Origin of the sequence: Synechococcus sp. UW105 (genome assembly GCF_900473935.1) — a bacterium.
Taxonomy (GTDB): Bacteria; Cyanobacteriota; Cyanobacteriia; order PCC-6307; family Cyanobiaceae; genus Synechococcus_C.
This window is the reverse complement of the sequence record NZ_UCNN01000019.1, coordinates 85,867-98,478: the sequence shown is the minus strand read 5'-3', so window position 1 is coordinate 98,478 and position 12,612 is coordinate 85,867. Positions and strand designations below refer to the sequence as shown.

The 12,612-nt window shown below is 59.0% G+C and carries 16 protein-coding genes and 2 tRNA genes; 12 read left to right on the top strand and 6 right to left on the bottom strand.

Annotated elements, in window-relative coordinates; all coding sequences use genetic code 11:
- Window positions 1–20: 20 nt before the first annotated feature.
- The 4 genes from DXY16_RS07540 to sodX are packed head-to-tail and all read left to right on the top strand — an operon-like array spanning window position 21 to window position 1,919.
- Window positions 21–350 carry a phasin family protein gene (locus DXY16_RS07540; RefSeq protein ID WP_115020091.1) on the top strand — a complete coding sequence of 110 codons (330 nt, stop codon included), beginning with the start codon at window positions 21–23 and terminating at the stop codon, window positions 348–350.
- Window positions 351–388: 38 nt separating this feature from the next.
- On the top strand, window positions 389–1,006 hold the full coding sequence (locus DXY16_RS07535; protein ID WP_115120630.1) for an FKBP-type peptidyl-prolyl cis-trans isomerase: 618 nt from the start codon (window positions 389–391) through the stop codon (window positions 1,004–1,006).
- A gap of 43 nt (window positions 1,007–1,049) precedes the next feature.
- Window positions 1,050–1,520 (top strand): superoxide dismutase, Ni, encoded by a 471-nt coding sequence (gene sodN / locus DXY16_RS07530; protein WP_115120629.1) that lies wholly within the window; start codon window positions 1,050–1,052, stop codon window positions 1,518–1,520.
- A gap of 27 nt (window positions 1,521–1,547) precedes the next feature.
- Entirely contained in the window at window positions 1,548–1,919 is a 372-nt protein-coding gene (sodX, locus tag DXY16_RS07525; protein ID WP_244281607.1) for a nickel-type superoxide dismutase maturation protease, read from the top strand.
- Window positions 1,920–1,922: 3 nt separating this feature from the next.
- On the opposite strand, the gene DXY16_RS07520 is transcribed toward sodX, so the two are convergent.
- On the bottom strand, window positions 1,923–2,591 hold the full coding sequence (locus DXY16_RS07520; RefSeq protein WP_115120628.1) for a hydantoin utilization protein A: 669 nt from the start codon (window positions 2,589–2,591) through the stop codon (window positions 1,923–1,925).
- A gap of 123 nt (window positions 2,592–2,714) precedes the next feature.
- On the opposite strand from DXY16_RS07520, the gene DXY16_RS15175 reads away from it, so the two are divergent.
- Both DXY16_RS15175 and DXY16_RS15170 read left to right on the top strand, forming a co-directional pair.
- Complete coding sequence (locus DXY16_RS15175) at window positions 2,715–2,945, top strand: hypothetical protein (RefSeq protein ID WP_244281606.1); 231 nt, start codon at window positions 2,715–2,717, stop codon at window positions 2,943–2,945.
- 24 nt (window positions 2,946–2,969) lie between these two features.
- Window positions 2,970–3,128, top strand: a complete 159-nt coding sequence (locus DXY16_RS15170) for a hypothetical protein (protein WP_244281605.1) — start codon at window positions 2,970–2,972, stop codon at window positions 3,126–3,128.
- A gap of 82 nt (window positions 3,129–3,210) precedes the next feature.
- Here the strand turns inward: DXY16_RS15170 and trpC are convergent, their stop codons facing one another.
- From trpC to DXY16_RS07495, 4 genes are read right to left on the bottom strand one after another with little or no spacing between them, the layout of a single operon-like run.
- Window positions 3,211–4,095 carry an indole-3-glycerol phosphate synthase TrpC gene (trpC, locus tag DXY16_RS07510; RefSeq protein WP_115120627.1) on the bottom strand — a complete coding sequence of 295 codons (885 nt, stop codon included), beginning with the start codon at window positions 4,093–4,095 and terminating at the stop codon, window positions 3,211–3,213.
- 9 nt (window positions 4,096–4,104) lie between these two features.
- On the bottom strand, window positions 4,105–5,547 hold the full coding sequence (gene lpdA, locus DXY16_RS07505) for a dihydrolipoyl dehydrogenase (RefSeq protein WP_115120626.1): 1,443 nt from the start codon (window positions 5,545–5,547) through the stop codon (window positions 4,105–4,107).
- On the bottom strand, window positions 5,544–6,398 hold the full coding sequence (locus DXY16_RS07500; protein WP_115120625.1) for an RNA methyltransferase: 855 nt from the start codon (window positions 6,396–6,398) through the stop codon (window positions 5,544–5,546). The genes lpdA and DXY16_RS07500 overlap by 4 nt, the downstream gene beginning before the upstream one ends.
- A 25-nt stretch (window positions 6,399–6,423) precedes the next feature.
- Entirely contained in the window at window positions 6,424–6,672 is a 249-nt protein-coding gene (locus DXY16_RS07495) for a hypothetical protein (protein WP_115120624.1), read from the bottom strand.
- 515 nt (window positions 6,673–7,187) lie between these two features.
- On the opposite strand from DXY16_RS07495, the gene DXY16_RS14425 reads away from it, so the two are divergent.
- The gene (locus tag DXY16_RS14425) at window positions 7,188–7,394 is read left to right on the top strand and encodes a hypothetical protein (protein WP_137007074.1); all 207 of its coding nucleotides are present in this window, start codon (window positions 7,188–7,190) and stop codon (window positions 7,392–7,394) included.
- A gap of 156 nt (window positions 7,395–7,550) precedes the next feature.
- Here DXY16_RS14425 and DXY16_RS07485 read toward each other — a convergent pair.
- A tRNA-Leu gene (locus DXY16_RS07485) sits at window positions 7,551–7,634 on the bottom strand.
- A 155-nt stretch (window positions 7,635–7,789) separates the two neighbouring features.
- Between DXY16_RS07485 and murA the strand changes: the two genes are divergently transcribed.
- From murA to DXY16_RS07460, 5 genes are all read left to right on the top strand, one after another.
- Complete coding sequence (gene murA, locus DXY16_RS07480; RefSeq protein WP_115120942.1) at window positions 7,790–9,088, top strand: UDP-N-acetylglucosamine 1-carboxyvinyltransferase; 1,299 nt, start codon at window positions 7,790–7,792, stop codon at window positions 9,086–9,088.
- A gap of 42 nt (window positions 9,089–9,130) precedes the next feature.
- Window positions 9,131–9,213, top strand: a tRNA-Leu gene (locus DXY16_RS07475).
- A 13-nt stretch (window positions 9,214–9,226) separates the two neighbouring features.
- The gene (locus DXY16_RS07470) at window positions 9,227–10,411 is read left to right on the top strand and encodes an aspartate aminotransferase family protein (RefSeq protein ID WP_115120622.1); all 1,185 of its coding nucleotides are present in this window, start codon (window positions 9,227–9,229) and stop codon (window positions 10,409–10,411) included.
- Complete coding sequence (locus tag DXY16_RS07465) at window positions 10,408–11,664, top strand: folylpolyglutamate synthase/dihydrofolate synthase family protein (protein WP_244281604.1); 1,257 nt, start codon at window positions 10,408–10,410, stop codon at window positions 11,662–11,664. The genes DXY16_RS07470 and DXY16_RS07465 overlap by 4 nt, the downstream gene beginning before the upstream one ends.
- Window positions 11,665–12,047: 383 nt before the next feature.
- Window positions 12,048–12,611, top strand: a complete 564-nt coding sequence (locus DXY16_RS07460) for a pentapeptide repeat-containing protein (protein ID WP_115120940.1) — start codon at window positions 12,048–12,050, stop codon at window positions 12,609–12,611.
- Window position 12,612: the final 1 nt, after the last annotated feature.

Below are 12,612 nucleotides of genomic sequence, written 5' to 3'. Positions count from 1 at the left end.
TCCGCGTAGAGCGACCGGTCATGGAGAGCGCCAATCCATTGCAGCAACTGCTCCTTCGTGGCCTTGGCACCACAACCCTTGTGGCCGACCGCTTGCGCTACGTCACCCAGGAATGGGTGAGCAGTGGTCGCCTCGATTCCAGCCACGCCTCGGCCCTGGTGGACGACGTGCTCAAGGCCCTGCGAGGCGATACGCCCGAGCTGGAGCAACAGATGGGGAGGAACCTGGAACGCAACCGCGACAATCTGCTTCAGGATCTTGGTCTGGCCAGTCAGCGAGAACTGGATGAATTGCGCGGCCGCATCGACCGACTGGAGCAACAGTTGCGCCAACGAGAACGGCAGGACTGAACCTGCCAGAATCGGTCCGTTTCCAACTGCTGTACGCCGTGCGCGACATCCTGATCAGTTCTGCGGTCTGTGTGGTCTGCCTGGTGGTGGCCCTGGTGAGCCAGATCGTGGCTCCCTCCACAGTTGGGGCAGCGCCACCAATCGGTGAACCCTCCGCAATGGAGGCCGTGGCCCGCAGCAGCTCCGCCCAATCGATCCAGGCCACACCTCTGGAGCTCGATCCTGAGGATTCAAACCCCACTCTCTTCGCCATGGCAGCTGATTCCAACCAAGCTGACGCCTCCGCCCTCGGTGGTGCACTGCAGGCCGAAACGTCCCAACTCACAGCAAGCGGCTTGCGCATCACCGATATCGAAGTCGGCACCGGTCCTGAAGCCAGCTCTGGTCAGACCGTGGTGGTTCACTACCGCGGCACTCTTGAGGACGGCACCCAATTCGACGCCAGCTACGACCGCGGCACTCCTTTCACCTTCCCCCTCGGAGCCGGCCGGGTCATCAAGGGCTGGGACGAAGGCGTACAGGGCATGAAGGTCGGTGGCAAGAGGAAATTGGTGATCCCCTCGGATCTCGGCTATGGCGCCCGCGGGGCTGGTGGTGTGATCCCACCCAACGCCACCCTGATTTTCGAGGTCGAGCTCCTCGACATCAAGAAGTGAGCCGCGGTTAGTCTTGAACCACAGCAATTACGTTTCTACGCAGATGCTCCGCTCGGCCCTTTCAGCCATCGTTCGCTCACTACCCGCAGAGGTGGTTGAAGCTCACTGTGATGGCCCCTGTGGTGTCTATGACCCCGCATCCGCTCGTGTTGCAGCTGAAGCGGTGCTTTCCATGACCAAAAAACTAAAAGCCATGGAAGCCCCTGCTGCTGGAGACACCGCAGCACTGGCCGCTTACAACACCTTCTCCCGCTATGTGGCCATCAAGGAGGAAGAGGCTCAGAAGACCAAGAAAGAACTTCTGATCCTTTGGACGGACTATTTCAAGCCCGACCACCTCGCAACCTTCCCTGATCTGCACGATGTCTTCTGGAAAGCCTCCAAGCTTTGCAGCGCCTGCAAGGTGAACATCGACCAAGCCAAGGCTGAGGAGCTGATGGCGGCCGTGGAAAAAATCCACGGCATGTTCTGGACGTCCAAAGGTCGCAATGACGCCTGGGTGACCGCATCCTGAGCCGCCTCCATTAGCGCTATTACTTCGGTGCAATCCGATGTTGCAGCAGCAGGTCTCCATGATCTGTTGCTGCTTTTTTGTGGCAAGCGACGCCTGATGCAAGTCGAAGGCTTGTCGATGTGGCCGACCTTGCGACCCAGTGACCGCCTGCTGGTCAAGCCTTTTCAGAGGGGAGGAGCTCTGCCATCACCGGGTCAGATCCTCGTCTGCCGTCACCCTCAAAAAACAGGGGTGATCATCACCAAACGCCTGATCAGCATCGATCGAGACAGGATGATCCTTCAGGGAGACAATCCTGAGATGAGCACCGATAGCCGACAGTTTGGTTCTGTTCCTATCCCTCTTCTGATCGGTGAGGTGATGGCCAAAGTGCCCATGCCTGGCAAGGCTGACACCTAAAACTCAGAACACGTTCGGCGTTGTCTTGTGCAACCAAAGAGCCCCAGTGAAGATCGATAAGCCACCGGTCAAACCAACGAGCACCGGCAGTGCGCGAACACTGCTGGCTCGCGTCAGCAGAGCAATCACTGTCACCACAGCCACCATGGCAGCAATCGACCCCAACAAATAGGCCATCAGATAGAGAATCGCTCCATGCAGAGGCAAGGCAAGAGCGGGAATCACAGCCAGCAGGTGTCCAGCCCCTGCCAGTCCATGCAGCAAGCCAAGACCTGAGACAGCGTGCGCATGGCGCCAGTGATTGCCTTGGCCTCGCACATGCAAATGCAGGTGCCGATGGGATGAGACACCATCGTGATGATGCTCATGGGTATGCAGCTCGAGACCAAAGGCGGTGCGAAGCGCCAGAACACCCACGATCAACAGACTCAGACCAACCAGAAATTCGGCCCAGGCCGACATGGTTTCGGCATGAATCAGATCCTTCAGGAACACGCCTGAAAGGCCAAGAAGGACCACACCAATCGAATGTCCTGCCCCCCAGACCAAGCCCGCACGCAAAGCCTCGACGGGCCTACGAAGCGAAAATGGAGCCATGGCGACCAAATGGTCGGCTCCACTGACAACATGCATCGCCCCAGCAGCCAGTCCAGTCAGAACACTGATCAGCAAGAGACAGATTCCGAATCATTGATTCTGCAACAGAGGCTGCCTCTGACGCGTGCAAGCGAACGCGCGAAAAGCCAACCCAGACCACGATCAAATTTCACAATCGCTCGTAAAAATGCTGCATGCATGGCCCATACCCTGCCCAGCGGCCTAACGGCCTTGATGAGCTGGATACCTCATCTCTCCCGGTCGACCCTTGCGTTCCTCCACGGCAGGCATCACTACGCCTCGGTCACCAACCTGAACAAGGGGATTGAAGGCACTGAGCTCGAAGGCAAGAGCCTGGAAGACCTCATCACCACCAGTGCCGGAGATGCCAGCCGGATCGGGGTGTTCAACAATGCTGCCCAGGTCTAGAACCACAGCCTCGACAGGCCGAACATGAAGCCAGGTGGCGGCGGCCAACCCACAGGAACGCTGCGCGAGAGGATCGAGTCCGATTTCAGCAGCGATGACGCCTTCGTGGACCAGTCCAAGGCCGCTGGTGAATGGGTATTGCTTGGCAGCCAACCAGACCGCCAAGGCATTGAGAGTGCATAGACCATGCAAAAGTCCCCGATCTAACGGGGGGCTTTTGCAAAGCACAAACCAAAGCAAACTCAGCGCAGAAAGGGCCTTGCAGTCAGCCTGATATCAGACTTTTCAGGGCCGCTTCGACATCCTGCTGACGCATCAGAGCCTCACCCACCAACACCGCCCCAGCACCTGCAGCCTGAACACGGTCGAGATCAGCGCGCGAGAACAGACCTGATTCACTCACCAACAGCGCATTTTGCTGCTTCAGTCGGTCACCGAACTGCGCTGAGAGGGTTTCAGTGGTGCTCAGATCGGTCTCGAACGTCGTGAGATCGCGGTTGTTGATGCCAATCAAAGGGAAGCCTCCCAGGCTGAGCACACGGTCCAATTCCTCTGCATTGTGCACCTCAACCAACACAGTGAGGCCAAGCGCAGCTGCCACTTTGGAGAGGTAATGAAGATCCTGGTCCGAGAGGATCGCGGCAATCAAAAGGGCAGCATCAGCGCCGGCGGCCCGAGCCTGATAGAGCTGATAGGGGCTGAGGATGAAGTCCTTGCAGAGCAATGGCAAGACAACGGCATCCCTCACATCCACCAACACCTCAAAACCACCCTGGAAGAAGGTCTTATCGGTCAGCACTGAGAGACAGCTTGCACCCCCAGCGGCATAGGCCGTAGCGATAGACACGGGATCGAAATCCTCCCGGATCACCCCCTTGCTCGGGCTCGCTTTCTTCACCTCAGCGATCACCGCAGGCTTCACGGTCGGCTGTCGCAGTGCAGCCAGGAAATCTCTCGCCGGCGGAAGCTTCACAACCTTCGCCTTGAGCTGATCGAGCGGCATCCGCTCACGGGCCACTGAAACTTCGCGGTCCTTTTCCCAAACGATCTTCTCAAGGATGTGACGAGGCTCAGCGTCCTTGTGGGGAATGCCGTATTCGAGATGGGCCACCTGCACCGAAGGGTTAGGTGGTCTGCGGCGGATGTCCATAGATCGTCCTCAGGCTGCGAGAGCGTGAGCAGCCTGCTTGTAGGCCACTTCCACCACTTCGCTCAATGTTGGGTGTGTGTGCACTTCGGTCGACAGCTCACGCACGCTCTGACGACGGGCGACGGCGTTCGCCACCTCCTGAATGAGGTCGGCAGCATGCAGACCATAGATATGGGCCCCCAGAACTTCACCGCTGGTTTTATTGAACAGCAGTTTCATCAGGCCATCACTCTCAAGCTCCGCCAGAGCCTTGGAATTGGCTTTGAAGTAGCTGCGCACAGCACCCAACTCAAAGCCCTGATCGGTGGCGAGCTGCTTGGCGTCAGCCTCGCTCAAGCCCACGGAACTGATCTCGGGATGGGTGAAGGTGGCCGCAGGGATGCTGCGGTAATCGATCTGCCGCTGATGCCCAAGGATGTTGTCCACGGCCACCGTGCCCTGGGCGGCAGCGGTATGGGCCAGCATCAACTTGCCGGTGACATCACCGACGGCCCACAAATGAGGGATGGGCTGACCATCCACCAGCACATGCATGCTGTCGTCAATCGGCACGAAACCACGGTTGGTTTCAATGCCCAGGGCCTCAAGATTGAGAGTCTTGCTGCTGGGTACACGCCCAGTCGCCACAAGCACAGCATCCACTTCCAGGGTTTCAACGGGCTCGCGGGTTTGCATATCAACCAACTCGATTTGAACTGGCGCACCAGGCTTGATCGATTGGGCCAACACACCGGAGCGTGCATCGATGTCACGGCCGTCGATCAGTTTGCGGGCGGCCAGCTTGGCGATATCGGGGTCAAAGGTGGGCATCACCCGATCCAAGGCCTCGATCATCGTCACTTCACAGCCCAACGCCGTATAGACGTCAGCAAATTCCAGGCCGATGTAACCGCTGCCAATGATGGCAATCCAACGGGGCAACCACTCCAAGTTGACCGCCTCATCGCTGGTGAACACGCTCCGGCCATCGATCTCGATACCAGGAGGAACGAAGGGATCAGAACCGGTGGCAATGATCACGTCGCGGGCACTGAGCACGCGATCGACGCCATTGATTTCCCGCACACCCACTGCCTGGGTCCCTTCCAGTCGCCCCGTTCCACGGATGATGGTGACCCCAGCCCGCTGCAAGCTCTTGGTGAGATTGGTGCGGATCGAGGCCACCAGTTGATTGGCATGGTCAGCGATCTTTTGGCGTTCGAAACGCACCGGGGCTGAATGAATACCGAAACCCTGCAGATGCTCAGCATCGGCGAGCTCCCGCACCCTGCCACTGGCCGCCAGCAAAGCCTTCGAAGGGACGCAGCCGCGATTCACACAGGTGCCACCCATGTCGCGGGATTCAATGATCGCCACTTTGAGGCCGTGCTCTGCCGCATGCTTGGCTGCATCGAAGCCGCCATAGCCGGCACCGATCACGATCACATCGAAGTCGAAACTGGCGTCGCTCACCCGGACTGCTGCGAGGAAGCGGTCATTGTCGCCCTTCGCCGTTCCAGAAGGAGCGGAACAGCCGCAGATGCCACATTCAACGACTCCACAGCCGTGCTGTGGGGGAGGGTGACTGCGTGGGTGCAGCATCCCTGCAGATCGGGATGGAGCCCACTGCCCTCATTACCGAGAACAAGCACCGTCGGTCGGGTCCAGTCAAGCTCCCAGTACGAGCAAACGGGCAGCGCGGGACCTGTCCCTGGCACCACGGTGCCCACCACCTGAAGGCCACGGTCCTGCCCATCCAATAGGGCCTGCCGCAAGCCCTCCACACCCATCGCTTCAGAGGGACCAAAACGCTGATGCGGCAGCCGCAGGAGCGCACCAGCCGAACTACGCACCACCTTGGGACTGAGCGGATCTGCGCCGGACCCCTGCCAGACCATCTCCACATCCGCAGCTAGGGCAGTGCGCAACAGGGTGCCGAGATTGCCTGGATCCTGAACCCGGTCCAACGCGAGCACGAACGTGGGTAGCGCCGGGCACTGGGGCAACAGGGCTAAAGGCATCAGGGCAGCGACGCCATCGGGATGCACGGTTGACAAGGCCGCCTGAAGCACCTCTTCGCTCACCAACTGCAGCCGGAGCATTGGCTTGAACAGAGCCAGCAGCGGCTGATGTCCGTCGATCCAGGCGGGCGTGGCCACAAGCTCAAGCTCGAGATCCTTGTGCTCGAGCAAGGGTGCCAGCTCTTGGAGAAGATGGGTGCCTTCCAACAAGACCAATCCTTCCTGCTCACGCCCTTTGCGCCCTGCCAGGGCCCGGAGACGGCGCACGAGAGGATTACGACGACTGGTGATCAACGGCTGCATCACCCTGCACACACGTCGGAGACGATCAGAACGACTCGTGCTTTCGCACCTTCATCCCATCGCGAAGACTGATTTCCTGACCATCCAGATCAATCCCCTTCACTGCCGCGATCTCGCCCTTAATCCCTTCGGCCGCAAGATTCTCCACAAGCTTCTTGATCACCTGGTCTTCAACAGTGGTGTGATCGATCGAGTCTGGAGTCAAAAACTCAAGGAACTTGCCAACCTTCGCAGCGACAACCTCCGAGGAATTGGAGATCTTCAACACGATCATGGTGGGGCTCAGGGCTTGATTGACCCCTTCAAAATAGTGCGAATAGGGAGACTTGAACGCTCAGCGATCATCGATTCTCTGAACCAGATCAGATCGGAAGGCAACAGTGGGCCCCTTGCCTGAGTCGGTGGCCTGCTGCCGTGGCCTCGGTCGAGGGCGCTAGTTCCACCGATCCCAGTGCAGCAGAAGGTTGTGGACTCGGTTTGCGTCAACACCCCCAGCAGGAATCGAAGGTGTCCTGGGATTGGCAACAACGCCATGGGCGGCACATTCCACGGCCTCGAAGAGGGGGAACATCAAGGGTGGACGGGAGCTTGAATGCACTGACGAAAAATTCACTCACTCAGAAAGCAAAGCTTCTGCCCCTCAAATTGAGAATTTTGCCGATCGCTTCGTCTAGGCGGGACCCCTCCCCTGCACGAATCCTTCTCAAGCAACCCTCACATCCTCATGATGAGGTCGTCCAGATCCTGGCGAGGATCGAAGCGAAAAGACCTGAGGTGACCACAAAGCCGATGAGCGCATGGCACCAGCAGCAACAGGACCAACAGCCTCAGGCGGCATCCAATCGCTCAATCCCGAAGCCGATCTCGGACAAGGCCGCTGCTGAGGCACCAGAGCGACAGCGGGGTCATGACTGGAACGAACATCGCCGAAAGCAGAACAGTCAGAACGATTCGCCGTCTTCTGGTGAGCTTGACCATGCTGATCAGGCGGCTTGATTCAGGAGTAACGGATCCCTCGCTAGTGGATCATTTCACTCGACAGCGAACCACGCCTTATTCCTCAATGAGACACCAAAGATTCACAGCAACTAGCGGATACAAACGCTGCAGATACAAACCCTCTGGATTGATCAGGCTCTTGATGAATATCGATGCGGATGGGGAGACTTGAACTCCCACGACATTGCTGCCACTAGTACCTGAAACTAGCGCGTCTACCAATTCCGCCACATCCGCTGGCGCGCCGCAAAAGCGACGAGATAGACCATACGCCATCGCCAACCCTGGGCCCACAGGACTGAAACAAGGCTCGATCCAGTTTGAGCGCCGGCCGTCTAGACGGTCTCAAAAACCCTTGCCAGGATGGTGCGGAAATCCAAACTTCAATTGCCATGCCGGCTGCGGCGCCAGCGTCTCAAGAGATTCTCAAGCCGCATCTGGACATCACAGGCGGGCATGGTCTGAGTGGAGAGCTCCGCGTCAGTGGTGCCAAGAATTCTGCTCTCGTCTTGATGACAGCGGCTCTGCTCAGCGACGAGCCAGTGACCCTGACCAACGTGCCAGAGCTCACCGACATCCAAGGCATGGCTGAGATCCTCACAGCCCTCGGCGTTGCGGTGACGCGCAGTCATGAGACCGTTCATATCAACGCCAAGGAGCTCAGCCATGGCGAACCCCCCTATGAACTGGTGAATGGTCTCAGGGCCAGCTTTTTCGCCATCGGCCCTCTTCTTGGTCGTCTTGGTCAGGCCAAGGTGCCTCTGCCAGGCGGTTGCAGGATTGGTGCCCGCCCCGTGGTGGAACACATCCGCGGCCTGAAAGCCCTCGGTGCGATCGTCAGCGTTGAGCACGGTGTGGTGAGCGCCTCCCTGCCGGGTCGTCGTCGTCGCCTCACCGGTGCGTCGATCGTGCTCGACTGCCCGAGCGTTGGCGCCACCGAAACAATCCTGATGGCAGCAGTACTAGCCGAAGGGACAAGCGTGATTGAGAACGCTGCCCAGGAGCCAGAAGTGCAGGATCTGGCCAATCTGCTTAACACCATGGGTGCCCAGATCAGAGGTGCTGGGGGACCAACGATCACGATCGAAGGCGTCGAAAAATTGCGGAGTTGTGATTACTCGGTCATTCCAGATCGGATCGAAGCCGGAACGTTTTTGCTCGCAGCCGCCATCACCCGTTCACGCATGCGCGTGGCCCCAGTCATACCGGAGCACCTCAGCGCTGTTCTGCAGAAACTTCGCGACTGTGGTTGCACTCTCGAGATCGAAGATGGAGGAATCACGATCACCCCTGGCGAGATCAAAGGAGTCGATATCACCACCCAGCCGTTTCCAGGTTTTCCCACCGACCTTCAAGCCCCATTCATGGCCTTACTCGCGACTGCGAGTGGAACGAGTGTGATCACCGAGAAGATTTACGAAAACCGCATGCAGCACGTGGCAGAGCTGCAACGCATGGGTGCATCCATCCGGCTTCAAGGCAATACTGCCGTGGTCGAAGGCGTGCCCCAACTCAGTGCCGCACCCGTCACCGGAAGCGACCTGCGGGCAGCTGCCGCCATGGTGCTGGCGTCTCTGACTGCCAAGGGCACCAGCAAGGTGTCGGGGCTCAACCACCTCGACCGCGGCTACGACGCCATCGAAGCCAAACTCACAGCCAGTGGTGCCCAGCTGCATCGCCGTCAGTCATAAGCCTTTCAAGCCTGCAGGATGTCGCATAACATTTGAATCCGCGGGAGCCTGGCGGAATTGGTAGACGCAGCTGACTCAAAATCAGCCGGCCACTGGTCTTGGGGGTTCAAGTCCCCCGGCTCCCATCCCTCAGCTGTTATGGGGACCTACGGACGGTTCCCACTCACCCTCACCCGAGGCAAGGGCTGTTGGGTGAATGACGACTGCGGCAACCGCTATCTGGATGCCGTCGCAGGCATTGCAACCTGCACCCTCGGCCATAGCGACCGGGCGATGCGCCATGCCCTCACAAGGCAGCTTCGGCGCCTTCAGCACGTGTCGAATCTCTATGCGATCCCTGAGCAGATCGAACTCGCCAGCTGGCTTGTCCACCACAGCTGCGCCGACAGCGTGTTCTTCTGCAATTCCGGCGCAGAAGCGAATGAGGCCGCCATCAAACTGGCCCGCAAGCACGGCCACACGGTGCGCAAGATTGAGCGTCCGGTGATCCTCACCGCTAGGGCAAGCTTTCATGGACGGACCCTCGCCGCCGTCAGCGCGACTGGCCAACCCAATTACCACAAGGGATTTGAGCCAATGGTGGAAGGGTTTGAGACCTTCACCTACAACGATCTCGCCTCTTTTGAGAGCCTGCTCAACCGCATGGAGGCGTACGGACCAAGGGTCGCGGCTGTATTGATCGAACCGCTGCAGGGAGAAGGAGGAGTGCATCCTGGCGATCCAGCGGTCTTTGAGGCGATCCGTGAACACTGCAGCGCCCGCAACATCCTGCTGATCTTCGATGAAGTCCAGGTGGGGATGGGGCGATGCGGCACTCTCTGGGGCTACGAACGTCTGGGCGTGGAGCCCGACGCCTTCACCCTTGCGAAGGGATTGGGAGGCGGCCATGCCATCGGAGCCTTGCTCGTCAAAAAGCATGCCGACCATTTCGTGCCGGGGGATCACGCCAGCACCTTTGGGGGCAACCCTTTCGCCTGCCGCGCCGGACTGACCGTGGCCCGCGAACTCCAACGACGCAATCTGATCCACAACGTGCAACAACGCAGTGATCAACTTGATCGCGGCCTCAACAGCTTGGTACAGCGCTACCCCAAGCTGCTGCAAGGCGTCCGTGGCTGGGGACTGCTGCAGGGCTTAGTGCTTCGTGATGATGCTGATCTCGCTGCGATTGACGTCGTGAAACACGCGATTGAGCAGCGCCTTTTACTGGTGCCGGCGGGGCCCAAGGTGGTCCGGATGGTTCCCGCCCTTGTGATCTCCAAACGCGAGGTCAACACCTTGCTGGCGCGACTTGACGCAACACTGGCGACACTGAGCGCGTGACCTTCAGCGATCTGCTGCCCCCATTTGAGCAGCGAGGCATGGACCTTTGCCTCGATCGCATGGTCCGGGCTCTGAAGACTCTGAACCAGCCCTGTGGCTCAATCCCAGCGGTTCAGGTCATCGGCACCAACGGCAAGGGTTCCATTGCCACCTTTGTGCATAGCGGCCTAGTAGCAGCAGGAATCCGCACCGGTCTGACGACATCGCCCCATCTGGTGGATTGGACGGAGCGGATCCGGGTCGATCACCAGCAGATCAGCCACAGCCGCCTAAGGGAGGAGTTGGTGGCTCTGCAGCCGCTGACGAAGGCTGAGGCGCTCACCCCTTTTGAACTGCTGATCACGGCAGCTCTCATGCACTTCGCGGCGGAGAAAGTCAACTGGCTGGTGCTGGAGGCGGGATTAGGTGGGCGTCTCGATGCCACCACCGCCCATCCGCATCGCCCTTTGCTGGCGGTGGCCTCCATCGGCCTCGACCACTGTGAACATCTCGGAGGCACCCTTACGGCAATCGCGGAGGAGAAAGCCGCTGCAATCCAAACGGGCGCCATCGTAATCAGCGCAGACCAACCTCCAGAGGTCGCCGCCGTACTCCAACAACGATGCACCCAGATCGGAGCAACGCTGTCCTGGGTGGCCCCCCTGAGCAGCGACTGGATCCTTGGTCTGGATGGCCACGTCCAGCGCAGCAATGCGGCCGTCGCCAAAGCTGTGCTGGAGCAGATCCAGGCCATGGGATGGGAACTCGATCACGCCAGTATTCGCAACGGGTTGGCCACGGCTCACTGGCCAGGACGACTGCAAGCCATGACCTGGCGCAACCATGCAGTGCTGATCGATGGCGCCCATAACCCCCCTGCAGCGGAAGCGCTCAGCCAAGAACGCCACCACTGGCCCCATGCTCAGGAGGGCATCACTTGGATCCTGGCCATCCAATCGCATAAGCAGGCGCCGGCCATGCTCAGAGCATTGCTGCATCCCCAGGACCAGGCATGGATCCTGCCGGTCCCAGGGCACCGCAGCTGGACCCGGGCAATGCTGATCAGGGACACTCCAACCTGGTCCGGTCAACTGCTGGAGCTTCCGGAGCAACCCAACAACCCCGACTCGAGTCAGGCGGTTGTCAAAGTGCTTGAAAGACTGGAACAGCAAGGATGGCCGAAGGCTGATCCCGTCATCGCAGGGTCGCTTTATCTGCTGGGTGCGCTGATCAACGAAGGCCGCCTCGCTCCAAGCCGAACATCAATGAATTGATAACTCGAAGTAAAAGCAACACCAAACTCTGGCAAAACGGGCTACCACTGTGGTGGATCAACTCTCCTCACACGAAGTTGATCTCCTCACACCACCCAGGGGGCCGTCAGGCCCCTTTTTTGTGGCTTGATCCAACAAAGGATCAAAAGGCAACAAAAAAGCCCCGCCGAAGGCAGGGCTTTTTGTGAACTCAAGTGGGCGTGTTTCCTTGTTTCCACTCCACGGAAGAGCTCAACTCCTCACCTGTTAAAAGTAATCAGCGATGTTGAATCTGCAAGCCACCCCATAGGCCAGTTGTCGAGGCGATCCATCCCAGAAGCGTCTTGGCTAGGCAACAGACCACAGAAGCGATGCAAAGTGATCTCACCAGCACATCCGATGTCATGGCAGCTAATCGCCTGGAAGGCCCTTCCGCGAAGCGCAGATTCACCAGTTTGTTCTGCAGCCTCTTAGTTCTGATCGGAAGCTGGCTTGGTGCCAACCCTGCAGCCGCCTTGGACACCGCAGCAGGCGTTGGCATGCAGGACAAAGCTCTCTTCCAAGAACGAGTTGACTACACACTCACCAATCAGAGCGAGGTGGATTTCCACGGACAGACATTGACCAACACCTCGTTCGCTGGTGCGACTGCTCGGGGAGCCAACTTCTCCGGAGCAGATCTACACGGGGCGATCTTCACGCAAGGCTCATTCTCGGATGCCGATTTCAGCGATGCTGACCTATCCGATGTGCTGATGGATCGTGCCGACTTCACCGGCACCAACCTCACCAATGCCCTGCTCAATGGTGTGATCGCCTCCGGCAGCAGTTTTGCTGGAGCAAGCATTGAAGGAGCTGATTTCAGCGATGCTCTGCTCGATCGCGATGATGTGGTGCGCCTTTGCCGAGATGCCGAAGGGGTGAACCCCACCACTGGAATGGCCACACGCGACAGCTTGGAATGCTGAT

Excerpts from the sequence above, each read along its gene's own strand:
- DXY16_RS07470 (WP_115120622.1), top strand. The coding sequence starts at position 9,227 with ATGGGGACCTACGGACGGTTCCCACTCACCCTCACCCGAGGCAAGGGC.
- DXY16_RS07495 (WP_115120624.1), bottom strand. The coding sequence starts at position 6,672 with ATGATCGTGTTGAAGATCTCCAATTCCTCGGAGGTTGTCGCTGCGAAG.
- DXY16_RS07500 (WP_115120625.1), bottom strand. The coding sequence starts at position 6,398 with ATGCAGCCGTTGATCACCAGTCGTCGTAATCCTCTCGTGCGCCGTCTC.
- trpC (WP_115120627.1), bottom strand. The coding sequence starts at position 4,095 with ATGGACATCCGCCGCAGACCACCTAACCCTTCGGTGCAGGTGGCCCAT.
- sodN (WP_115120629.1), top strand. The coding sequence starts at position 1,050 with ATGCTCCGCTCGGCCCTTTCAGCCATCGTTCGCTCACTACCCGCAGAG.
- DXY16_RS07540 (WP_115020091.1), top strand. The coding sequence starts at position 21 with ATGGAGAGCGCCAATCCATTGCAGCAACTGCTCCTTCGTGGCCTTGGC.
- murA (WP_115120942.1), top strand. The coding sequence starts at position 7,790 with ATGCCGGCTGCGGCGCCAGCGTCTCAAGAGATTCTCAAGCCGCATCTG.
- DXY16_RS15170 (WP_244281605.1), top strand. The coding sequence starts at position 2,970 with ATGAAGCCAGGTGGCGGCGGCCAACCCACAGGAACGCTGCGCGAGAGG.
- DXY16_RS15175 (WP_244281606.1), top strand. The coding sequence starts at position 2,715 with ATGGCCCATACCCTGCCCAGCGGCCTAACGGCCTTGATGAGCTGGATA.
- DXY16_RS07460 (WP_115120940.1), top strand. The coding sequence starts at position 12,048 with ATGGCAGCTAATCGCCTGGAAGGCCCTTCCGCGAAGCGCAGATTCACC.
- DXY16_RS14425 (WP_137007074.1), top strand. The coding sequence starts at position 7,188 with ATGAGCGCATGGCACCAGCAGCAACAGGACCAACAGCCTCAGGCGGCA.